This window comes from Pseudomonas sp. CHM02 (assembly GCF_000612585.1).
GTDB lineage: Bacteria > Pseudomonadota > Gammaproteobacteria > Pseudomonadales > Pseudomonadaceae > Aquipseudomonas.
The window spans coordinates 14,417-34,852 of record NZ_JFCA01000032.1; the positions used below are offsets into that span (position 1 = coordinate 14,417).

The 20,436-nt window shown below is 62.3% G+C and carries 22 protein-coding genes and 1 pseudogene; 7 read left to right on the forward strand and 16 right to left on the reverse strand.

The window, feature by feature from the left end; translation table 11 throughout:
* Positions 1-13: 13 nt before the first annotated feature.
* Positions 14-903 (reverse strand): annotated as a pseudogene (locus BM70_RS33955) (SDR family oxidoreductase).
* Between BM70_RS33955 and BM70_RS0119130 the strand changes: the two are divergent.
* Positions 818-1,252, forward strand: coding sequence for a helix-turn-helix domain-containing protein (locus BM70_RS0119130; RefSeq protein WP_025857469.1), 435 nt, complete (start codon positions 818-820; stop codon positions 1,250-1,252). The pseudogene BM70_RS33955 and the gene BM70_RS0119130 overlap by 86 nt on opposite strands.
* A 6-nt stretch (positions 1,253-1,258) precedes the next feature.
* Here BM70_RS0119130 and BM70_RS0119135 read toward each other — a convergent pair whose 3' ends face one another.
* Positions 1,259-1,837 (reverse strand): TetR/AcrR family transcriptional regulator, encoded by a 579-nt coding sequence (locus BM70_RS0119135; protein WP_025857470.1) that lies wholly within the window; start codon positions 1,835-1,837, stop codon positions 1,259-1,261.
* A gap of 64 nt (positions 1,838-1,901) precedes the next feature.
* Positions 1,902-2,744, reverse strand: a complete 843-nt coding sequence (locus tag BM70_RS0119140) for an alpha/beta fold hydrolase (RefSeq protein ID WP_025857471.1) — start codon at positions 2,742-2,744, stop codon at positions 1,902-1,904.
* A 329-nt stretch (positions 2,745-3,073) separates the two neighbouring features.
* Here BM70_RS0119140 and BM70_RS0119145 point away from each other — a divergent pair, with 329 nt between their 5' ends.
* Complete coding sequence (locus BM70_RS0119145; protein WP_025857472.1) at positions 3,074-3,661, forward strand: LysE family translocator; 588 nt, start codon at positions 3,074-3,076, stop codon at positions 3,659-3,661.
* Here BM70_RS0119145 and BM70_RS0119150 read toward each other — a convergent pair.
* The 7 genes from BM70_RS0119150 to BM70_RS0119180 all read right to left on the reverse strand — a co-directional run bounded on the left by BM70_RS0119150 (position 3,603) and on the right by BM70_RS0119180 (position 11,266).
* Entirely contained in the window at positions 3,603-4,496 is an 894-nt protein-coding gene (locus BM70_RS0119150) for an AraC family transcriptional regulator (RefSeq protein ID WP_025857473.1), read from the reverse strand. The two genes, BM70_RS0119145 and BM70_RS0119150, sit on opposite strands and share 59 nt — an antisense overlap.
* Before the next feature lie 63 nt (positions 4,497-4,559).
* Positions 4,560-7,022, reverse strand: a complete 2,463-nt coding sequence (locus BM70_RS0119155) for a TonB-dependent receptor (protein ID WP_025857474.1) — start codon at positions 7,020-7,022, stop codon at positions 4,560-4,562.
* A 97-nt stretch (positions 7,023-7,119) separates the two neighbouring features.
* The gene (locus BM70_RS0119160) at positions 7,120-8,070 is read right to left on the reverse strand and encodes a FecR domain-containing protein (RefSeq protein WP_025857475.1); all 951 of its coding nucleotides are present in this window, start codon (positions 8,068-8,070) and stop codon (positions 7,120-7,122) included.
* Complete coding sequence (locus BM70_RS0119165) at positions 8,067-8,579, reverse strand: sigma-70 family RNA polymerase sigma factor (RefSeq protein ID WP_043274295.1); 513 nt, start codon at positions 8,577-8,579, stop codon at positions 8,067-8,069. Before BM70_RS0119165 ends, BM70_RS0119160 begins: the two co-directional genes overlap by 4 nt.
* Before the next feature lie 162 nt (positions 8,580-8,741).
* Positions 8,742-9,167, reverse strand: coding sequence for a GNAT family N-acetyltransferase (locus tag BM70_RS0119170; RefSeq protein ID WP_025857477.1), 426 nt, complete (start codon positions 9,165-9,167; stop codon positions 8,742-8,744).
* 2 nt (positions 9,168-9,169) lie between these two features.
* Positions 9,170-9,661 (reverse strand): GNAT family N-acetyltransferase, encoded by a 492-nt coding sequence (locus BM70_RS0119175; RefSeq protein ID WP_025857478.1) that lies wholly within the window; start codon positions 9,659-9,661, stop codon positions 9,170-9,172.
* A 189-nt stretch (positions 9,662-9,850) separates the two neighbouring features.
* Positions 9,851-11,266: a cytosine permease gene (locus BM70_RS0119180; protein ID WP_025857479.1), complete on the reverse strand. Its 1,416-nt coding sequence runs from the start codon at positions 11,264-11,266 to the stop codon at positions 9,851-9,853.
* A gap of 218 nt (positions 11,267-11,484) precedes the next feature.
* Between BM70_RS0119180 and BM70_RS0119185 the strand changes: the two genes are divergently transcribed.
* A complete protein-coding gene (locus tag BM70_RS0119185; protein WP_025857480.1) occupies positions 11,485-12,396 on the forward strand; it encodes a LysR substrate-binding domain-containing protein in 912 nt (303 codons plus the stop codon).
* A 114-nt stretch (positions 12,397-12,510) separates the two neighbouring features.
* On the opposite strand, the gene argE is transcribed toward BM70_RS0119185, so the two are convergent.
* The 4 genes from argE to BM70_RS0119205 are packed head-to-tail and all read right to left on the reverse strand — an operon-like array spanning position 12,511 to position 16,108.
* Positions 12,511-13,656: an acetylornithine deacetylase gene (argE, locus tag BM70_RS0119190; RefSeq protein ID WP_025857481.1), complete on the reverse strand. Its 1,146-nt coding sequence runs from the start codon at positions 13,654-13,656 to the stop codon at positions 12,511-12,513.
* Positions 13,653-14,330, reverse strand: a complete 678-nt coding sequence (locus BM70_RS0119195) for a DUF1028 domain-containing protein (protein ID WP_025857482.1) — start codon at positions 14,328-14,330, stop codon at positions 13,653-13,655. The genes argE and BM70_RS0119195 overlap by 4 nt, the downstream gene beginning before the upstream one ends.
* A 10-nt stretch (positions 14,331-14,340) precedes the next feature.
* A complete protein-coding gene (locus BM70_RS0119200; protein ID WP_016969085.1) occupies positions 14,341-14,751 on the reverse strand; it encodes a RidA family protein in 411 nt (136 codons plus the stop codon).
* Positions 14,752-14,776: 25 nt separating this feature from the next.
* Complete coding sequence (locus BM70_RS0119205) at positions 14,777-16,108, reverse strand: flavin-containing monooxygenase (protein WP_371262168.1); 1,332 nt, start codon at positions 16,106-16,108, stop codon at positions 14,777-14,779.
* A 170-nt stretch (positions 16,109-16,278) separates the two neighbouring features.
* Between BM70_RS0119205 and BM70_RS0119210 the strand changes: the two genes are divergently transcribed.
* From BM70_RS0119210 to BM70_RS0119220, 3 genes are read left to right on the forward strand one after another with little or no spacing between them, the layout of a single operon-like run.
* A complete protein-coding gene (locus BM70_RS0119210) occupies positions 16,279-16,779 on the forward strand; it encodes a hypothetical protein (protein ID WP_025857484.1) in 501 nt (166 codons plus the stop codon).
* Positions 16,780-16,785: 6 nt separating this feature from the next.
* On the forward strand, positions 16,786-17,337 hold the full coding sequence (locus BM70_RS0119215) for a hypothetical protein (protein ID WP_155952174.1): 552 nt from the start codon (positions 16,786-16,788) through the stop codon (positions 17,335-17,337).
* 5 nt (positions 17,338-17,342) lie between these two features.
* Positions 17,343-17,777, forward strand: coding sequence for a GNAT family N-acetyltransferase (locus tag BM70_RS0119220; protein WP_025857486.1), 435 nt, complete (start codon positions 17,343-17,345; stop codon positions 17,775-17,777).
* Here the strand turns inward: BM70_RS0119220 and BM70_RS0119225 are convergent.
* Positions 17,774-18,376: a response regulator transcription factor gene (locus BM70_RS0119225; RefSeq protein WP_025857487.1), complete on the reverse strand. Its 603-nt coding sequence runs from the start codon at positions 18,374-18,376 to the stop codon at positions 17,774-17,776. The genes BM70_RS0119220 and BM70_RS0119225 overlap by 4 nt on opposite strands.
* A 114-nt stretch (positions 18,377-18,490) precedes the next feature.
* Here BM70_RS0119225 and BM70_RS0119230 point away from each other — a divergent pair, with 114 nt between their 5' ends.
* Complete coding sequence (locus tag BM70_RS0119230) at positions 18,491-20,104, forward strand: hybrid sensor histidine kinase/response regulator (protein WP_025857488.1); 1,614 nt, start codon at positions 18,491-18,493, stop codon at positions 20,102-20,104.
* Here BM70_RS0119230 and BM70_RS0119235 read toward each other — a convergent pair.
* Positions 20,094-20,429, reverse strand: a complete 336-nt coding sequence (locus tag BM70_RS0119235) for a hypothetical protein (RefSeq protein WP_025857489.1) — start codon at positions 20,427-20,429, stop codon at positions 20,094-20,096. The two genes, BM70_RS0119230 and BM70_RS0119235, sit on opposite strands and share 11 nt — an antisense overlap.
* Positions 20,430-20,436: the final 7 nt, after the last annotated feature.

Genomic DNA, 20,436 nt, shown 5'->3' on the forward strand with positions numbered 1-20,436 from the left:
CCTTTCTCGTTGATCAGCGGTTGAGGTACACCGGGCTGTCGGTGGACAGCGAAGCCTTGACCGCCAGGGTCATGTCGGTGATCAACACTTCTTCGCGGTCTTCGCTCAGGGCCTGGAGGGTGAGGGCGACCACGTCCCGGGGCGTGCTCTTCGGTGCTTGCACATCGGCCACCATGTCGGTGTCGATGTAGGCCGGGTGCACGCCGATCACCAGGGTGTTCTGCTCACGCAATTCGCCGCGCAGGCCGTTGGTGAGGCCCCACTGGGCGGACTTGGACGTGCTGTAGCCACCGGCACCCGGAGGGCTCAGCCAGCTCAGCACCGACAGTACATTGATCAGTGCACCGCCGCCCTGTTTGGCCAGGATCGGCGCAAAGGCGCGGCTGACACGCAGGGTGCCGAGGTGTTCACGTCAAAGTGCTGCTGCAGGTTCTCGACGCTGTCTTCAGCCAGCAGCGAGCCGTACTTCAGGAACCCCGCGTTGTTGATCACCACGTCCACGTCGGTGCACTGCTCGGCAGCGCGCTGCACGCTGGCCTGGTCGGTGATGTCCAGGGCAACCGGCGTGCTGCCGGGGATGTTCACGCTGCTCGGGTCCCGTGCACCCGCATAAACCTTGGCCGCACCGCCTTCCAGCAAGGCGGTGACGAACGCTTTGCCGAGGCCACGATTGGCACCGGTCACCAATACCACTTTTCCACGAATATCCATGATCAGCTCCAGGCGATCTATTGGGTTTAATAATGAAACCGTTTTTATCCTGTGCCTGTTGGTCCTATAATGCAACCTGATTTTACGCATACCTGGAGGGCCGACGATGAAACGCAAATGCCTGGAGGGCGATGGCTGCCCGGTGGCCCGTGCCCTGGACGTGGTGGGTGACTGGTGGACGCTGTTGATCATCCGCGATGCGTTCGCCGGCGTGACGCGCTTTGGTGACTTCCAGAAGCACCTGGGCGTGGCGAAAAACATCCTCGCCACGCGCTTGAAGGACATGGTCGAGCAAGGCCTGTTGCAAACCCGTGAAGTGGGCGCGCGCAGCGAATACCAGCTCACGGACAAGGGCCGCGCATTGATGCCGGTGCTGGTGACCCTGGCGCAATGGGGCCAGGCCTATACCGAGCCTGAAGAGGTGGGGGCTCAAGTGCTGGATGCGCGCTCGCTCAAGCCGCTGCGCAAGGTCGAGATCGTCGCTGAGGACGGGCGGGTGTTGGGCATCGGCGATATCGTCACCCAAATGCCCGGGGCTTGACGCGGTTCAGCCGTCCACCAAGCGCTGGAACAGCGGCGTCAGCAGGTCGATCAGCACCTCTGGATCGGCCTTGGCCAGCGCCGACAACTCCAGCATCTGGCGCATCACTTGGAAACCCGACACCAAGGCCATCACCAGCGCGGCGCGCTCTTCATGGTGGGCACCCTTGAGTGCGGCGGCCATGGTTGCCTGGTGACCTTTTTCCACTTGCTCCCGACCGATGATGGCCGCGCGTTTGCTGGAGGCCGCGTGCAACATGATCAGGAAACCTTCCAGCGGGGTATTGCCGGCTTCTGTGATACTGACCAGCGCGGTGGCGATGGTACGGCCGAGGTTTTCCGCGCTGAGGTTGCTTTCGGTGAGGATGATCGGGCTGGCCATGGTGTCGGCGATCACTTCGGCGAACAGCTGCTCCTTGGAAGCGAAGTAGCGGTTGACCAGCATCGCGGTCACCCCCGCGCCGGCGGCGATTTCACGCACCCCGGCACCGTCATAGCCCGATTGGGCAAACGCCTTGCGCGCAGACAACAGGATGGCTTCGCGGGTGACGGCGGCATTGCGCCGTCGTGGAATCGGGTTGGGCATTGGCGTCCTGACATGGCTGGGATCTATGGGCGCGCACGTGGTGCGCGCCCACAGGGTACAGGGTCTATTTGCCGTCGAGGAAGCCCAGTACTGCCGCATTGAACAACGCCGGGTCTTGCAGGAACGCAAAGTGGCTGGTGTTTGGCAGGATCAGCAGGCCGGCACCGGGGATGGTCGCGGCCATGTACTCGGTGTGCTCGCGCTTGATCGCTTCGTCATGGTCGCCGTCGGCGATCAGGATCGGCGTCTTGATGGCCTGCAGTTGCGCGTCGGTCCAGTTCGGCTGGCTGGCCCACATGTGGCTGATCTGCTCGACAAACGCGTCGTACTCTTTAGGCGTCGGCGACAGCTTGGCGTACTCCTTGCCCGCACGCTCGATAAAGGCGGCGAAGGTCGGGTTCTTTTCCACCGCGTCCTTTACACCCGAGGTCTGGGTGTTGGCGGCGAAGGCGAATACTTTGCCGATACGGTCCGGGTGACGCAGGGCCAGGTCGATGCCGATGATGGCGCCGTCGCTCCAGCCGACGATATCGGCGCGGGGGATCTTCAGGTTGTCGAGCACGGCCACCACATCGTCGGCCATCAGGTCATAACCGTAGGGTTTGTCATCCCGCGAACTGCGCCCGTGGCCACGGCTGTCGATACTGATCACCGTGTGCTTGGCCGCCAGCGCCTTGACCTGGTTGCCCCAATAATCGGAGTTGGACAAGCCACCATGCAGCAGCACCACTGGCGAGCCATGGCCGGTGCGGGTGTAGTAGACCTTGATGCCGTTGACGGCGGCGTAGCCGGTCTTCGCGCCCGCCACGGGGGCGGGCGTCGGCGGCAAGGTTTCCCAGCGTTCAGCGGCTTGAGCCGCAGAAAAAGACAGCATCAGGCAGGCAGCTGCCAACAGGCGACGTGACATGGCGGTTCCTTGTTTGCGATGAGTAGGGGGCTGAACTCTAGCACCGGCTCCAGCACGGGAAATACGCATTTTTGCCTATCAAAACCGAGCGCCTGAAAGAAAAAAATGCAGTTATATCAATGGAATAAAAGCGTCTAAACGACCTTGTGGGCGATCAGGCTATTGGCACAATCGATCAGCGTCTCGCTGGCCGGGCGTGGTTGCCAGCAGCAGGCGGGCCTTTTCGGTCGAGTGGCTAACCCGACGAGGGTCATTTTGTTCAATACCGCGATCTGAGTCGCCGTTTACCGTGGCCTCACCATCACGGGTTCGAATAAAAAGGAACTGCAATGAGCTTGATCATTTCCATGGCTGCCTTCGCCCTGGCCACCTCCATCACGCCGGGTCCGGTCAATGTGGTTGCGCTGAGTTCGGGGGCACGCTTCGGCTTTATCGCCAGCCAGAAGCATGTGTTCGGTGCTGCCGTGGGCTTCACGTTGCTGCTGGTGTTGATTGGCCTGGGTTTGCATGAGGTACTGGTGCGCTGGCCGATCTTGACCCAGTTGATCCAGTGGGGCGGGGTGGCGTTCCTGCTGTATATGGCCTGGAAACTGGCGGCGGACGATGGCCGTCTGGACGCCGAGGGCACCGCCACCGCGCCGTCGATGCTGTACGGGGCGATCATGCAGTGGCTCAACCCCAAGGCCTGGCTGGCCTGCGTGGCGGGGATGGGCTTGTTTGTGGCGGAGGGTGATGCTGCACAGGTCTGGTTGTTTGCGGTGCTTTATCTGGTGATCTGCTACCTGTCGGTGGCGTGCTGGGCCTACGCCGGGACATTCCTGCGCCGCTACCTCGGCAACCCCCAGGGCGTTCGCGTGTTCAACCGCTCAATGGCTGCGTTGCTGGTGGCCAGTGTGGGTTATTTATTGATGGCTTGAGCCGGTCGCGGTATTGCCCCGGCGTGGCGGCGAAGTGCTGTTTGAACGCACGCTGGAAATGCGCCTGGTCGGCAAACCCCGCGGCCAGCGCAACGTCGGCGATCAGCTCACCCTGGCGCAATTGTGCGCGGGCAAACTGGATACGCTGGTTGACCAGGAACGCATGGGGCGTCAGCCCGTAATACTGCTTGAATGCACGGATCAGGTAGGAAGGCGACAGCTCGGCCGCCACGCAGATATCTTCCAGTTTGAGTGCGTCGGTGCAGTATTCGCGGATGTAGTCGGCGGCGCGTTCCAGCTTGTGGTTCACCTCGCGCACCGGCGCGTCGGAGGGGTTGAGGCGCTGTTGCACATCAGTGAAGTAACTCACCAGCGTGCTCTGTTTTTGCAGGTGTTCGGCCTGTTCATCCACCAGTATCCGATACAACTCCAGCAGGCCGTCATAGAGCACCGTGTCGCGGGTGTAGGGCGTGTTGAAGGGCCGGTAACCCTGGTCCGTGCTGAACCCCAGTTGGTGCTGCAAGTCCGTCAGCCAGGGCGTGTCGATGTACACCATCTGGTAGGACCACGGCTCATTGGCGATGGGATTGCAGGCGTGTACGTCGCCAGGGTTCATCAACACCACCGTGCCGGCGCTGATCTCAAAGGTGTCGGCGCCGTAGTGGTAATAGCTGCGTCCCGTGGTGACTGCACCGATGGAGAAATGCTCATGCGCGTGACGGCTGTAGGTCACCTTGCGCCCATCGGCGATGGTGCGCGCTTCGATGAAGGGCAGGCGCTCGTCGCGCCAGAAGCGCGGCGAGCGTGAGGGGTGAGCGAGGCTGTTCGGCGACATGGCGGCGGGTCCCTCCCTTGAGCGAGTGAAGGGATCATTGCACAGACCGCCACCGTCGTCAGCTCAGAAGTCCCACTTGGTCGCCAGTTGCAGGCTGCGGGGTTCGCCGTAGAAACCGGTGCCGAAGTTGCCCAGGCCGGTGTAGTACTTTTTATCGAACAGGTTCTTGACGTTCAGCGTCGTGCTCAGGTGCTCGTTGAAGCGGTAGCGCGCCATCAGGTCCACCAGGTAGTAGCTGTCCTGGGTGATGCGCGCGTATTGGCCGAAATTGACCGTGTCATTCGGGTTGGGCTGGAACACATTGCCGAAGAACTCACTCTGCCAGTTCACGCCGCCGCCCACGGTGACGTTTTCCAGCGCGCCGGGCAGGCGGTAGGTGCTGAACAGGCGCACCACTTGCTGTGGCGTGGTGGTTTGCAGCACCGAGCTGTACACATAGCCGTTGTTGGCATCGCGGGTGTGCTGGTAGGTGTAGCCGGCGGAGACGTTCCAACCGTCCAGCACCTCACCCGACAGCTCCGCCTCGAAGCCTTTGGTGGTCGCACCGGCAATCGGGCGATACACCGAGTCGGTCTCGAAGCCCGAGACGTACTCGGCCACATTGTCCTGCTCGATGCGGAACGCCGCAAAGCTGGCGTTCAGGCGGCCCTCGTAGAACGCGGCCTTGATCCCGGCCTCGTAGGTGTCGCCTTCGATGGGGTCAAGCAGCTTGCGGTCGGCGTCCTTGCTGTTCTGCGGGCGGTAGATCTGGGTGTAGCTGGTGTACACCGACCAGGTGTCGTCGAGGTCGTAGACGATCCCGGCATACGGCGTGACCACGCCGCTCTGATGGTAGCTGGTGCGGTTGTCGGGTGTGGTCGGGTCGTAGAAATCGGTGTTGTCGGTGCCGCTGAAATTGCTCACGCGGGTGCCGAGGATTACCGAGAGGTCATCGGTGGGTTTCAGGCGTGTGGCCAGGTAGGCGCCGGTCTGGCGCTGCACGATATCGTTCTGGCCGCTGCGCGGGATGTCCGGTTTGGCGTATTCGCCGTGCCAGTCGAAGATGCTGCCGCCCACGGGCGGGTAGACCGAACCGTACACCGGCACATCCTGTTTCGAGCGGGTGGCCATGAAGCCCATGATCAACTCGTGCTCACGGCCGAGCAGGCTGAACGGCCCGCTGAGATTCACGTCCAGGGTGTTTTGCACCTGGTCACCCTTGTACTTGCCCATGAACATGTACATGTTCTCGCCGCTGACCGGGTCCGGGTTGCCGCCGCTGGCGGAGGCGAGCAGGGTGTCGTGCTGGCTGCGCTTGCGGTCGAGGCTGACCTTGAGCGACCAGTCATTCGCCAGCTTCTGCTGCACCGAGGCGAAGATCGTCTGGTTGTTGAAGTCGCGACGGCTCCAGTCGGCGGCCGGGTTGAACGAGCGCGAAAAGTTCGTGCGCGAGCCGTCGCTGAAGTACATCGGGAAACCGGTCCAGCTGGCGCCGCGAGAGCGGGTGTCCTGCTGGTCGATGCCGAAGGTCAGCAGCGTATCCGGGGTGAGGTCGGCTTCAAGGATGCCGTAGCCGATGTCCTTGGTGTTCTGGTAGTGGTCCAGGTACGACTGGCGGTCCTGGTACACGCCGACAAAACGCCCACGCACATTGCCGGACTCGGTCAGCGGGCCGGAAATGTCGCCTTCGGTGCGGTAGTTGTCCCAGGAGCCGAAGGTCTGGGTCACGGAAGCTTTGAACGCGGCCGTGGGTTTTTTACGGATCAGGTTGACCGTGGCCGAGGGGTCGCCGGAGCCGCTCAGCAGGCCGGCCGACCCCTTGATGATTTCCAGGTGGTCGTACACCGCCATGTCGGTGCTGGTGGTCCCGTAGTCATACACGCCGTCGTAGGTGGAGTTGACGCCGTCGTACTGGAAGTTGGTGATCGGCAGGCCACGGCTGGAGAACTCCCAGCGCTCGCTGTCGTAGTTCTGCACGCTCACACCGGGGGCGCGGCGCAGGGTGTCGGCGATGCTGTTGGTGCCCTGGTCGTCCATCTGCTGGCGGGTGATTACCGTCACCGATTGCGGTGTTTCGCGCATCGACAGCGGCAGGCCGGTGGCCGAGGCCATGGAGCCGGTGGTGTAGGCGTGGGTGTCTTCGGTGGTGGCGCCCAGGTCCTGGCCGGAAATCGTGGTGGCGCCCAGCTCCAGCGCACCGGTGTTGGCCGGGATCAGCTCCAGCACGTAGCCGTTATTGCCTTGGGGCAGGGCCTGCAGACCGCTGCCCTGCAACAGGCGCTGCAAGCCGGCCGTCGGGGTGTAGCTGCCGTTCAGGCCGGGGCTGGTCTTGCCCGCGGCGAGGCTGTTGTGACCGGCGATGAAAATGCCCGACTGTTCAGCGAAGCTGTTCAACACGCTGACCAGTGAGCCAGCGGCGATGCGGTAAGGGCGGGTGGCTTCCTGGGTCGAGGGCGAGTCGGCGGCGTGTACCATCGGCGCGCCCAGGCAGAACAGCGAAGTGGCCAGCGCCAATGGGCGCAGCGCGAAACGAGCAGGTTGCGACATGGATGTTTCCCTTTGGATCAAATCGATCGGCGAATTGAAAGCGTCTGCAGGGTTAACCGAACGAGTGTTGAAAAAGGGAACTGGCGTGTGAGTTTTTTTACCGAGGGCCGACCGATACCCACCATGGCAACGGACGGTCGACCCGAATCGGCAGCGCTGCCTGCAAAAGGTACAGTGCATGATCACTGTCTTTGAGCGGGAACGAACCCATCACTGGTAACTGCGCCACCGCCGGGTCACACCCCAGGTGGCCCGGCCGATAACGGTCGAGTTCGGCGATCAACTGCCCAAGTGGCAAGTTGTCCGCCAACAGCACGCCACGGCTCCAGGCCTCCCGCGCCGGCGAGGCCGCTGCAGTGGGCTTGAAGCCGTCGCGGGTGAAGGACGCTTGCTGGCCTGCGTCGATGATGCGCACATGCCGGTCCTGGGTGGTGACCTGCACCCGGCCTTCGAAGACATTGAGTTGGGTGTGATCGTCGCCGTGCAGGACGCTGAAGCGGGTGCCCAGCGCCTGCATGCGCCCGTGTTCGGTATCGACCAGGAACGGCCGGCTGGCATCCTTGGCCGTGTCGATCAACACCTCGCCAAAGCGCAGATGCAGCAAGCGTTGCGTCGCATCAAAACGCACATCCAGCGCGCTCAACGCGTTCAGCCACACATGGCTGCCATCGGCCAGCAACGCATCGCGGGTCTCGCCGCTGGTGGTCGCGTAGTCTGCGTTCCAGCCGCCCACCAGCCGGGGCAGGGCGGTGTTGCGCCAGCTGCCCCAGGCCAACGCCGAGCCGCCGCACAGCACCAGCAGCGTCTTGAGCGTCTGGCGCCGCGAACTGCGCAAGGCGCGGCTGGCGCCATGGGCTTGTTCCTGCAGCGGGGCAAAGCGCTGGCTCACCCGCTGCACGTACTGCCAGGCGGCCAAGTGTTCAGGGTTTTGCGCGACCCAGGCTTGCCAGCGCAGTTGTTCGAGGGCGCTGCCCTGGTCCTGCAGGCGCACATACCATTGCGCGGCCTGCTCAAGGCTGGCGTGGCTGAGCTTGCCGGGGGTATTCATTGCACGAGCATCCCGTCGAGTTCCGCTTCGAGGATCGCGCAGTGCAGCAGGGCCTGGGCCATGTACTTCTTGACCATGCGTTCGCCCACGCCAAGCTGCTCGGCGATCTGCTTGTAGGGCAGTCCATGCAGCTGGGCGAGCAGGAACGCTTCGCTGACCTTCTTCGGCAGGCGCGCGAGCATGGCGTCCACCTCGACCAGCGTCTCGACGATGATCGCCCGTTGCTCCGGCGACGGTTGCAGCGCTTCCGGCCGTTCGGCCAGGGTTTGCAGCCACGCGCGTTCGAGCTGGCGCCGGCGCCAATGGTCGATGCACAGCCCACGGGCGATGGTGGCCAGGTAGGAGCGTTGGCGTACGGGGTCGGTCTCGGCTGGCGGGCGGTTGAGAATCCGGATAAACGTGTCATGGGCCAGGTCGGCGGCATCCCAACGGTCGTTCAGACGCCGGCGCAGCAGGCCGAGCAGCCAGCTGTGATGGGTGCCGTAGAGGTGGGTAAAAGAGGTCGACACACTGCCCGTCCAGCTCAAAAAAGCGTGTAAATAAGAATTGGTCGCGATTAAAGCAAAGCGTCGGGCTGCGTGCAAATGATATTGGTTTGCTATCGGGGCTGTGAGGGTCGTAGAAATCATCGACCCTCGTCGAGAACCGATTGTTTGGCAAAGTGCTGACGATCACAGCTGTTTAGACAGAAACACCCGGCTGCTGCCCTCAGGTTGGCAGGGCACTTCACCGAACTTCACCCACCCGTGCTTCGCATAGAACCCTGGCGCCTGGAAGCTCAGGGTATAAAGCACCGCATTGCGACAACCGCGACGTCGGGCCTCGTTTTCGAAGGCTTGCAGCAGTTGGCTGCCCAGGCCCGAACCGCGCAGGTGTTCGGGCAGGTGGAAGAGATCGAGGAAGGCCATGCCCAGCGTGGTTTTTCCGGTGATGCCGCCGACGATCCGATCCGTTCCGGGGTCTTTGATCAGCACCATCAGCGGCCGGCGATCGTTGTAGCCGGTGATGCCTTCGTTGAACGCCGCCAGCCCGCTGCCGAGGATGCGCTCGGCTTCGGCGTTGGGTTGGTCGCTGATTTCAATTGGCGGCAGGATCATCTTCAGAGCGCCATGACCATCTCATGCCACGCCATGCCACCGTGATCCGATGGCGAAGGTCGCACATAGTCATAGCCCATGCGCTCGTACAGCGGCACATGCCGCTCCTTGCACATCAAATGAATCGTCTGCTTGCCCATCCCGCGCATGCGCTGCACGAACTCGGTCATCAGCAGCCTGGAATAGCCCTTGCCCTGATGGGCCGGGTCGACCACAACCGACATGATCACCACATTCGGCGCTTCGGCCGAGTGGCCCACCAACTCCTTGAACGCCTCGTCCGACATCACCACCTCATGGGCGCAGCCGCAGTTGACAAAGCCCACCACCTCGCCATCCGCCTCCAGGAGCAAAAAGCCTTGCGGGTACTGCGCAATACGCGTGGCGATCTTCTCCAGGGTTGCGGCTTCGTCGCCTTCGTAGGCGCTGATTTCGATGTCAAAGCACCGGGCTGCATCGGCGGGGAGGGCGTTGCGGAAGGTGAGGGCGGGCATGGTCTTTCCTGAGGCATTAAGCGAAAGGCCCCATCATAAAGAAACATCACGTGTCTGGCACTGAAACGCTATCCCCTGTAGGCGTGAGCAAGCTCGCTCCAGGGGCCAGGGTGCAAGCACAGAAACCGGAAAACCCGCCAAAGCGGGTTTCCTTCACCGCTCAACTCAGATCAAGCCACAGCCGGCGGATCAAACCTCACCCACCAACTTCCCTCCCTCCATCCGGCGCTTATACGCACTGTCTCGACTCGCCAACCAGAAATACAACGGCGACGTCACCACCAACCCCACCACCCAGGACAAATCCGCCCCGTTGATGTGTTCTGAAATCGGACCGACGTACAGCGGCGTGTTCATGAACGGAATCTGCACCACAATCCCCACGGCATACGCCAGCAGCGCCTGTGGGTTGTAGCGCCCGTAGATCCCGCCATCCACGCGGAAGATCGAGGCGATGTCGTACTGCCCTTTGTGGATCGCGTAGAAGTCGATCAGGTTGATCGCCGTCCACGGCACCAGGACCACCAGCAACACCAGCACCATGTCGACGAAGTGGCCGATGAAGTCTTTCGAGGCAAACACCGCCGCAATGGCGCAGGCCGCCAGCACCAGGATCGAGATCACTGCGCGGCTTTTGGCCGTGGGGATCCAGCGGTACGCAAAGGTCTGTACCAGGGGGATGATCGACAGCACCGCACCGTACAGGTTGAGAGCGTTGTGGCTGATCACGCTGAGCAGGAACAGCACCAGCATCAATGGGCCGATCGCGCCGGTGGCGAGTTTGACTGCGTCCATGGTGTCCATGCCGACGGGCGTGGCGAGGACGGCGACGGCGCCGAAGATGAACGACAGGCTGGAGCCCAGGGCCGAGCCGAGGTAGGTGGTCCAGAACGTGGATGCGACCGGCACGTCTGCCGGCAGGTAGCGGGAGTAGTCGGACACGTAAGGGGCGAATGCGATTTGCCACAGCGCAGCCAGGGACACGGTTGCCAGCCAACCGGAGATGTTGAATTCACCGCGGGTCAGGAAGTCGGTGGTCTGCACGTGAGTAAAAATATAGCCAAACCCCAGCACGATCCCGGCGCCGAGCACCCAGGTGCCGATGCGGTTTAGCACGTGGATGAAGCGGTAGCCGATGATGCCGATGATCCCGGAGCCGATGGCGCCGATCACGATGCCCACTGGCACGGGCACGGCGTCGACCACGCCATGCAGGGATTTACCCGCCAGCACGATGTTGGACGCAAAGAACCCCACGTACATGACGCCGGCAATCACCACCACCAGCAGGGCGCCGAGGGAGCCGAACTGGGCGCGGCTCTGGATCATTTGCGGGATGCCCATCTGTGGGCCCTGGGCCGAGTGCAGCGCCATCAACACGCCGCCGACCAGATGGCCGACAAGGATGGCGACGATGCCCCACACCAGGTTGAGGTGGAACAGTTGCACACCCAGCGCACCGGTGACGATCGGCAGCGGCGCAATGTTGCCGCCGAACCACAGGGTGAACAGGTCTCTTACCTTTCCATGGCGATCTTCCGGGGGCACGTATCCAATCGTGTGTTTTTCGATAAGCGGGGCGGAGGATGTTGCAGTGGTAACCATGACGAGCTCCAAGGCAAGGTGAGTACGTTGACGTACTTCGCTGTGCGCCACCTGCGCGGCGCTTTGTTGTTGGAGTGATCATCTGCAATGGGCGCGGGGAGGTAAATTAGTAAGTTTGTTGCTATAGACCTTAAAAAATATAGCTCGCGCTTCGACGCGCTCCGGTATGTTGCCTACACCTGTCTTGCGGGCGAAGTCCCACGTTTCTGGAGGCCTCGATGGCTGCCTACAACCTGCGCCAACTCAGATATTTCGTCACCACGGCCGAATGCGGCAGCGTCGCCGAGGCCTCGCGCAAGCTGTATATCGCGCAGCCGTCGGTGTCCACGGCCATCAAGCAACTGGAAGACAGCTTCGGTGTGCAGCTGTTTATCCGTCATCACGCCCAGGGTGTGTCGCTCACTCCCAGCGGCGCACGCTTCTATCGCAAGGCGCTGGAGCTGCTGCGGGTGGCCCATGAGTTCGAGCAGAACGCTCTGGCGGACAATGATGTGGTGGCGGGGCAGATCGATATCGGCTGCTTTGAAACCGTGGCGCCGCTGTACCTGCCGCGCTTGATCGCCGGCTTCAAGGCGCGCTGGCCGGGGGTGGAAATCCGGATTCGCGATGGCGAGCAGCAAGAGCTGGTGCAGGCGCTGACGGCCGGCAGTATCGATGTGGCCATGCTCTTTGAGCACGACCTGGGCGGCACCATCGAGACCACGCCATTGATGCCGCCACAGCAGCCGTATGCGCTGTTGCCGGCGGACCACCGCTTTGCGCAGCAGGCCAAGGTGTCGCTGGCGGATCTGGTGCTGGAACCGATGATTTTGCTCGACGTGCTGCCGAGCCGCACCTACTTCGTGAGCATCTTCGAAGAACGCGGGTTGACGCCGAATATCGTGTTCAGCTCGCCGTCCATCGAGATGGTGCGGGGGATGGTTGGGCGAGGATTCGGGTTTTCGATTCTGGTGACCAAGCCGTTTACCGAGTACACCTATGACGGCCAGAAAGTGGTGTGTGTACCGTTGGCAGAAACGGTGACGGGTTCAGGCTTGTCGGCGGTGTGGTTGCGGCGGGCGCCGTTGACCAAGCCCGTGCAGCTCTTCGTCGACTACTGCCGCGAAGAGCTCGCCCGCTTGCTCGGCTGACACCAATCCCCTGTAGGCGCCGGCTTGCCGGCGATAGCGGCGCATCAGGCACTGCATCAATAAGCTGACATATTGCCATCGCCGGCAAGCCGGCTCCTCCAAGGGTACGGTGGACTACATGCGAATCGAGTCCAGCATCCGCCCCAGCATGGCATCGCACCCCGCCAGTTGCTCCAGGCTGACAAACTCATCTGGCTTATGCCCCTGGTCCATGCTCCCCGGTCCGCACACCACTGTGGGAATGCCCGCGGCATCGAACAAGCCGCCTTCGGTACCAAACGCCACCGTGCCGAAATCCCGCGAACCGGAAAACGCGGCAATCAACGCTGCTGCCTGGCTGCGCTCATCCGTGACCAGGCCGGGATACGCCGACAATTCGGTAAAGCGGATCGTACTCTGCGCACTGACGGCCTGCATGCGCGGCAACACCTGCTGCTCGGCGTAGGCCTTCAGTTCGTCAGCCACCTCGGCTGGATCCTGTGAGGGCAGCGCACGCACTTCGAAATCAAACCGGCAATCCGCCGGCACGATATTCAATGCCTTGCCGCCGCTGATCACTCCGGTCTGGACCGTGCTGAAGGGTGGATCAAACCGCGGGTCCTGGGTGTCCCGCAACCGCTGCCCGATGCGTCCCAGCTCGCCGATCAACTCCGCGGCGTGTTCAATCGCGTTCACCCCGTATGGCGCATACGCCGAGTGACACGCCTCGCCATGCACGTCGCAACGCATCGCCAACTTGCCCTTGTGGCCGAGCACCGGCTTGAGTTCGGTGGGTTCGCCAATGATGCACAGCATCGGTTTGACCGGGCGTTGCTCCAGTACCGCAAGCAGCGAACGCACACCCAGGCAACCGACTTCTTCGTCATACGACAGGGCGATATGCACCGGCATCCGCAGCGGTGCCTCGACCAACGCCGGCACCAGCGCCAACACACAGGCGATATAGCCCTTCATGTCGGCAGTGCCGCGGCCAAACAGCTTGCCGTCGCGTTCGCTCAACTCGAACGGCGGCACGGTCCAGGGTTGGCCGTCCACCGGCACCACATCGGTATGGCCGGACAGCACAATGCCCGGTAATTCCACCGGGCCAATGCTGGCAAACAAGTTGGCCTTGCTGCGCTCCGCGTTGTAGACCCGCTCGCAGGCCACGCCAAATCCCGCCAGGTAATCACGCACAAACTCGATCAGTTGCAGGTTGGACTCGCGGCTGGTGGTGTCGAACCCCACCAGCGTTTGCAGCAGTTCGCGGCTGGTGCTCATCGGTCGTCTCCGGCCACGCCGTAGCCGGGTGAGCGATCCGGGGCGAGGGCGCGATCAATGTAGTCCTGAACTTGCGGGCGATAGGCGTCCCAGAGTTTTTGCAGCGCAAGGATCGGTTGTTCATCGGCCCAATCCACGCGCAGGTTGATGATCGGCCAGGTCAGCTCGCCCACCACCACCAGTGCGGCGGAATGCACCGGGCCGGCTTCGCCTCCGGCGGCAATCGCGGCGTGCATCGCCGCCAGCAACTGATCCGCCAACTGGCCTTCAGCTTGCTCGAAGGCGCTGACCATGGCCTCGATCACTGCGCGGTCGGCGAGCATGTTGCCCGCCGCCACGCACTGTTCGCCCGACACCGCATTGTGGGTGCCGAGGGTTTCACTGCCGCTGAAATGCACGCTGCGCCCCAGGTGATCAATCGCCGTCAGTTGCCGGTACTGGCTGTAGCCGTTGCGGGTCAAGGCCTTGTCGATCGCATCGGCGGGGGCAAGGCCTTGTTCCAGCAGGTCGAGCACGTCCGGGCCCAGGGCCGGCAACGTGATGTTCTGGGTCGACACCGCACCCACACCCGGCCGCAGCCACGGGCAGCGGGCGCCCACGGCAATGCTCGATGAGCTGATGGCGATGCCCAATTGGCCGGTGTCGGCGCAACGGCCGACGATTGAAAAGGTCATGTGCGGCTCCTTACTCGGGAATAACAGCGATCACATCGATTTCCATCAACCACTGCGGCTGGCCGAGGGCCGACACCACCAGCCCGGTGGAGATCGGGAACACGCCCTTGAGCCACTTGCCGACTTCCTGGTACACCGGCTCGCGGTAGCGCGGGTCGATCAGGTAAGTGGTGGTCTTGACGATATGGCTCAGGTCGCTGCCGGCTTCTTCCAGCAGTTGCTTGACGTTTTTCATCGCTTGTTCAGCCTGGGCGCGCGGGTCGCCAAGGCCGATCAGGTTACCCTCGAAATCGGTGCCGACCTGGCCGCGCACATACACGGTGTTGCCGGCGCGTACGGCCTGGCACAGGTCGTTGTCCAGGCTCTGGTTGGGGTAGGTTTCCTTGGTGTTGAACATGCGGATGCGAGTGTGAGTAGGCATCAAAAAAACTCCGGCAATAAGGTGATCAGGCGCTGACAGGGGATGGGCGAGTCACCGGGGCGGCTTCGCGGTATTCAAGGTATTGACGCTGGATGGCGATGTGGTCGGCGACGTACTTGGCGTCGTGCCAGACACCCCAGATAAACGACGATCCTCGGCGGGACTGCCACGGCAAGCCCAGGAAGTAGATCCCGGCTTCGCTGGACACGCCGCGCTGATGCTGGGGCTTGCCAGTGGCGTCGAAGGCCGCGACTTTCAGCCAGCTGTAGTCGACCGCAAAGCCCGTGGCCCAGATGATCGTGGTGACGCCGGCTTTGGCCAGGTCCAGCTCCAGGACCGGGTTCTTGATGCAATCCGCATCGGGGAACACGCGACGGGCTTCGGGCTCCAGCGGCAGGTCAAGGCCGTTACGCTCGATGTAGGCATCGGCTGCGTCCAGCAAGGCCAGGTAGTTCTCATCGCCGCGTGCGAGGTTTTCCACCAGGTTCGGCTGGAACGTGGCGACGTTGCCATTGAACGCTTGGGTCAGGCCGACCAGGGTCATGCCTTGCTGGGCCAGTTCACGGAAATCGATGGTCTTGCCGCCGTGTGCGCCACTGACCGCAATGGTCACGTGCTCGCGGCCGGGCTTCATCGCCGCTTGGTCCCATTCGCCCAGCACACCCAGCCACCAGCAGAAGTCGCGGTTGCGGTAGGCACGGGGCGGGCGGTCGTGCGCGCCGACCGACAGGTAAACCTGGCGTCCGGAGCGCTGCAATTCATCGGCGATCTGCACACCGGACGAACCGGCACCCACCACCAGCACGGCGCCGGCTGGCAATTGCGCAGGATTGCGATAATCGGCGGAGTGGATCTGATGCAGCGCGGTGTCTTTGGGCGCGATGGCCGGAATCACCGGCTTCTGGAACGGCCCGGTCGCGGCCACCACACGGTTGGCTTCGATCACGCCTTCGCTGGTGTGCACGGTGAAACCGGGACGGCCGATATTGCGGACCACGGACAGCACGTCAACACCGGTACGGATCGGCGCATTGAACTTGCGGGCATAGGCTTCAAAGTAATCGGCCACGCGTTCTTTTGGCGCAAAGCCATCCGGCGCGACCGTATCGAATTCCAGGCCGGGAAAGCGGTCATGCCAGGCCGGCCCGTTGGCCACCAGCGAATCCCAGCGCCCGGTGCGCCAGCGCTCGGCGATGCGGCTGCGTTCGAGCACCAGATGTGGCACGCCTTGCTTGCTCAGATGCTCGCTCATGGCCACGCCAGCCTGACCGGCGCCCACCACCAGGGTGTCTGTTTTTGTTATTGCTTCAGTCATGTCTCTGTCCTTGCGTAATGCAGTTGGATTCAGCGTTGGCATGACCTCAAGGCTAGGGGGAGGGCGGTTATTAATAAAATATTATTAAGCTGGGAAGTGAGCATAAATATCGGATGCAGAGCGGAGCGATGCAGACCCAAAGCATGCCGTTACTTAATGACGGTTACTGACGCAATGCCAATTGGAGTAGGCTTCACCCAAGGAGATTTCTCATGACCGATTTGAAACGATTCATCAGCGAGCAGCAGGCAAAAAAGCAGTCCCAGGAGCGGCATGTTGATTGGGAAGCTCGCAAGAAACGCTGGCTTGATGAGCTTGACCAGCTTTTTTCGTATATCCGTCAATCGTTGATTGATGCTGGCCTTGATCCGTCTGCTTTTGCATCCACGACTCATCCTATTTCAGAAGAAACCCTGGGCGCCTACAGCGCCTCGGGGCTGCGTGTTCAAATGCCAACCGGCGTGGTGCAATTCACGCCAGTTGCCAGTGTGATCATTGGCGGGTTTGGTAGGGTTGATGTGGAAGAGACGGGCCGCGGCGCAAGGGTAAAATTGATTGCCCAGCCACCTGAGAACGCCTCTGTTGACGACGGCCGGCCTGCTTACGAACGCGAATGGGCGTGGCGGGTTTACCCCGGCGTTGGTGCCAGGAACGGGTTTGATTTTGACAACACAGGTCTGGTACGGCTGTTTGAATCGATTGTCGGGGAATAAATGCTGATGACAGAGCGTTTTCCCACTATCGATGAAGCGAGAAACTGGTACTTCGTCAGTCTGGACGGGCTGCGGCATCTCAAGCGAATAGCGGATGGGGCTAATTCGCAACACATCTCGAAAGAGACGCTCGACCAAATCATGTTCATGAGTGAAAGGGAATGGAAAGACTTCGTGCGCCGCAAAGAGGATGAGCATGAAGCATTTGCGTCATTGGCGTTGCTTGCGGCGTGTGAAGGGGGGATCCGCAGGGACTGTGCGTGGCGAAGCGCAGAGGGCAATAGCGCGAGCAGCCACTATCAGCGGTTTCAACGTCTGAACCGTAACGATGGTCATATTTCTTTTGCAAGCATCATTGACGCCTGGCAAGCGGCGCTAGGTCGCGATAGCTATTTCAAAAACTATCTATTCGACCTACGAGACCTATACGTCAATCGAAATGCCTTGGCGCATGGGCGCGCCTCCTTGCAACAATTCAACTTTGCCCTGATTTATGAACGTTTGGACAAGGTAAGGAAAAAGTGGCGTCAAACGACGTCTGACTTCAAAGGTTTCTGATCTCCATGCCCAACATCCGCATCATGACCCCAGCCGACTACGACGCCGTTCTCGGCCTCATGCAAAACACCCCCGGCATCTCCCTGCGCGACGCCGACTCCCGCGAGGCCACCGAGCGCTACCTGGCACGCAACCCCGGCATGAGTTTCGTCGCCGAAGCCGAAGGTCGATTGACCGCTTGCGTGATGTGCGGCCATGACGGACGTCGCGGTTACCTACAGCACCTGCTGGTACTGCCGGACTATCGCCGCCAGGGCATCGCCCAGGCGCTGACGCAACGTTGCCTCGACGTGCTGGCGCAACTGGGCATTCACAAATGCCACCTCGACGTGTTCAAGACCAACACCCGCGCCGCCCATTATTGGCAGGGCCAGGGCTGGACGCTGCGCACCGATATCGACCGCTATTCCTTCACCCGCCCCGGCGATGAAAACGCCTAGAACTCCCCGGAATACTTCACCGCGGCCGCCGCGCGCGAGGGCACATCCAGGGTGCGCAACAGCGACGACACATGGATGCGCACGGTAAACGGCGAGATATCCAGGGCCTTGGCGATTTCCTTGTTGGTCTTGCCCTGGGCGATCAGGCGCAACACGTCCTGTTGTCGGGCGGTGAGGGTGTGGGTGTCCAGCGGCAGCAGCCCGGAAGGGGTGAACTTGACCAGCACTTCACCTTCGCGGATGGCCTGCAGCGCCTGGCCGATCTCGTCGGGGGCGATGTTCTTGCCGATGAAACCGTCCGCGCCCAGGGCCATGACCTGATCGATCAGCGCGGGGTCGTCCACCATCGACACCACGATCAAGGTGGTGCGCCGCAATTGCTGACGCAGTTCCGCCAATTGGCTCATGCAGGTCAGGCCGGGGAAACGCAGGTCGAGGATCAGGGTGTCGATGTCACCGTCCTGGCGGATCAATGCGAGCACGCCGTCGAGGTCGCCGGCTTCCTGCACCAGGGCGTCCGGCAGCAGGCGCTGCACGGTGCGCAGCATGCCTTCGCGAAACATCGGGTGGTCGTCGGCAATGATGATGCGGCCGGTCATGGGGTGCTCCTCCCTGGGGCAAGGTTGTGCCGTGGCATGCTACCTTACCACCGCGCCCAAGGCCTGCCTGGGGCGCATGATGGATTTGTTGATTGCCGCACAAGGACGTAACCCATGAGTCTTGAGACCAACTCCGAACTCGACCAGGCCAACCTGCGCATTGTGGTGGCCACCATCGCTATCGTGTACATCGGCGCGCTGGGCTTCCTGCCCGGACAGTCGATAGACACCTACCTGCCAGTGATCCTGTATATCGTGCTGTTCCTGCTGGTTTCCATCGCGCTGCGCCAGGTGATCGCGCGATGGCCCGGGCATTACCCGGCGCGACGGATCTTCGGCATGCTCCACGACTACACCGGCACCTCGTTCGGCATGGTGGTCGGCGGCGAAGCGGCGTTGCCGCTGTATGCGGTGATGGTGTGGGTCAACCTCGGCAATGGCATGCGCTACGGCTCGCGCTACCTGGCGATTGCCACGGCATTGGCGTTGCTGGCGCTGTTGGTGGTGTATCGGCTCACGCCGGTGTGGCAGGCGCAACCCTTCATGGTGCTGATGCTGATGATCACCAGCACGGTGATCCCGGTGTACGCGCATATCCTGCTGGAGCGCACGCGCAAGGCCTCCGAGCAGGCCATCGCCGCCAACCTGGAAAAATCCCGATTCCTCGCCCAGGCCAGCCATGACCTGCGCCAGCCCATCCACTCCATCGGCCTGTTCACTGCCTGCCTGCGCGAAGCCCGGCTGGGCGATGAAGAGCGGCGCCTGGTCGACAACATCGACCGTTCGCTGCTGAACGTGTCGCAATTGTTCCGCTCGATTCTCGACCTCTACACCCTCGACAACGGCCGCCTGTTGCCTAAATACCAGGCGGTGCACCTGGGCGAGTTCCTTGCCGACCTGGTGCGCCAGAACGCCGAAGCCGCGCGCTGGGCCGGCGTGGAACTGCGCCTGCGGCCTTGCGCGCACTGGGCGCTGGTCGACCCGGCGCTGTTGGCGACGATGGTGCAGAACGTGCTGTCCAACTGCTTCAAATACGGCGCGCAACGTCCGGTGCTGATCGGCGTGCGCATTCGCGACGGTGGCCTGGCGGTGGAGATTTACGACCGAGGGCGGGGGATTGCCGAGGAGCATCTGTCAAAGGTCTTCGAAGAGTTCTATCGGGTACGCCACCTGCGTGACAAAGACGTCGAAGGCGTGGGCCTGGGGCTGTCCATCGTCAAGCGCCTGGGGCAGTTGATGGGCGTGCAAGTGAGCCTGCGTTCACGGGTTGGCCACGGCACTTGCGTAAGCCTGTACGGCCTGACCCTGGCCACTGCGCCACGCACCATGGCTCCACGCGACGACACCCGGCAGGCCGGCTTGTTGACCGGTTTGAAAGTGTGCCTGGTAGAAGATGATCACAACGTACTGCTCGCCACCCAGGCCCTGCTCGAGCGCTGGGGTTGCGAAGTGCAGGCCGAATCCTCGGGCCGTGATCTGGTCAGCGACTGCGACATCATCGTTGCCGACTACGACCTGGGGAACCACGCCACCGGTATCGAATGCATCGATGCCCTGCGTGAACAACGCGGCTGGGCGGTCCCGGCGCTGATCCTCACCGGGCACGATGTGGAGAAAATCCAGGCCGCGCTGTACGACCGTCAGATCGCCATTCTCTCCAAGCCCGTGCGTCCCGCTGAACTGCGCGGCACCCTGCGGGACTTGAGCCAGGAGACGGTTACTGGGTGAAGCCCTGCAGCGCGTTGCCCCGTGCGCCCTTGGGCTGGCAGTAGGCGGCGGGCTTCATCAGGCCAAAGCTCGCCACCGTGAACAAACCACCGCTGGCGCCACTGGGTACGGAGCAGTTGTAGTCGCCGGAGGCGGCGCTGGCGATGTAGTAGGTGGTCATCGAGTCGCTGCGCACGTTGGAGATACGCTTGACCGGCTCGCCCAGGTTGGTTTCCGACAAGGTCTTGAGGTGGTCTTCGCTGGGTTTGACATTGCTGCAGCCGGCGACGCCGATGATCAGGGCGCCGAGCAGGGTAAGGCGGGTAACAGAGGCTTGCAGTTTCATGGTGATT

Bases quoted from the DNA above. Each gene is read 5' to 3' on its own strand.
- BM70_RS0119130 (WP_025857469.1), top strand. From the start codon at position 818: ATGAAACGCAAATGCCTGGAGGGCGATGGCTGCCCGGTGGCCCGTGCC.
- BM70_RS0119135 (WP_025857470.1), bottom strand. From the start codon at position 1,837: ATGCCCAACCCGATTCCACGACGGCGCAATGCCGCCGTCACCCGCGAA.
- BM70_RS0119140 (WP_025857471.1), bottom strand. From the start codon at position 2,744: ATGTCACGTCGCCTGTTGGCAGCTGCCTGCCTGATGCTGTCTTTTTCT.
- BM70_RS0119145 (WP_025857472.1), top strand. From the start codon at position 3,074: ATGAGCTTGATCATTTCCATGGCTGCCTTCGCCCTGGCCACCTCCATC.
- BM70_RS0119150 (WP_025857473.1), bottom strand. From the start codon at position 4,496: ATGTCGCCGAACAGCCTCGCTCACCCCTCACGCTCGCCGCGCTTCTGG.
- BM70_RS0119155 (WP_025857474.1), bottom strand. From the start codon at position 7,022: ATGTCGCAACCTGCTCGTTTCGCGCTGCGCCCATTGGCGCTGGCCACT.
- BM70_RS0119160 (WP_025857475.1), bottom strand. From the start codon at position 8,070: ATGAATACCCCCGGCAAGCTCAGCCACGCCAGCCTTGAGCAGGCCGCG.
- BM70_RS0119170 (WP_025857477.1), bottom strand. From the start codon at position 9,167: ATGATCCTGCCGCCAATTGAAATCAGCGACCAACCCAACGCCGAAGCC.
- BM70_RS0119175 (WP_025857478.1), bottom strand. From the start codon at position 9,661: ATGCCCGCCCTCACCTTCCGCAACGCCCTCCCCGCCGATGCAGCCCGG.
- BM70_RS0119180 (WP_025857479.1), bottom strand. From the start codon at position 11,266: ATGGTTACCACTGCAACATCCTCCGCCCCGCTTATCGAAAAACACACG.
- BM70_RS0119185 (WP_025857480.1), top strand. From the start codon at position 11,485: ATGGCTGCCTACAACCTGCGCCAACTCAGATATTTCGTCACCACGGCC.
- argE (WP_025857481.1), bottom strand. From the start codon at position 13,656: ATGAGCACCAGCCGCGAACTGCTGCAAACGCTGGTGGGGTTCGACACC.
- BM70_RS0119195 (WP_025857482.1), bottom strand. From the start codon at position 14,330: ATGACCTTTTCAATCGTCGGCCGTTGCGCCGACACCGGCCAATTGGGC.
- BM70_RS0119200 (WP_016969085.1), bottom strand. From the start codon at position 14,751: ATGCCTACTCACACTCGCATCCGCATGTTCAACACCAAGGAAACCTAC.
- BM70_RS0119205 (WP_371262168.1), bottom strand. From the start codon at position 16,108: ATGCCAACGCTGAATCCAACTGCATTACGCAAGGACAGAGACATGACT.
- BM70_RS0119210 (WP_025857484.1), top strand. From the start codon at position 16,279: ATGACCGATTTGAAACGATTCATCAGCGAGCAGCAGGCAAAAAAGCAG.
- BM70_RS0119215 (WP_155952174.1), top strand. From the start codon at position 16,786: ATGACAGAGCGTTTTCCCACTATCGATGAAGCGAGAAACTGGTACTTC.
- BM70_RS0119220 (WP_025857486.1), top strand. From the start codon at position 17,343: ATGCCCAACATCCGCATCATGACCCCAGCCGACTACGACGCCGTTCTC.
- BM70_RS0119225 (WP_025857487.1), bottom strand. From the start codon at position 18,376: ATGACCGGCCGCATCATCATTGCCGACGACCACCCGATGTTTCGCGAA.
- BM70_RS0119230 (WP_025857488.1), top strand. From the start codon at position 18,491: ATGAGTCTTGAGACCAACTCCGAACTCGACCAGGCCAACCTGCGCATT.
- BM70_RS0119235 (WP_025857489.1), bottom strand. From the start codon at position 20,429: ATGAAACTGCAAGCCTCTGTTACCCGCCTTACCCTGCTCGGCGCCCTG.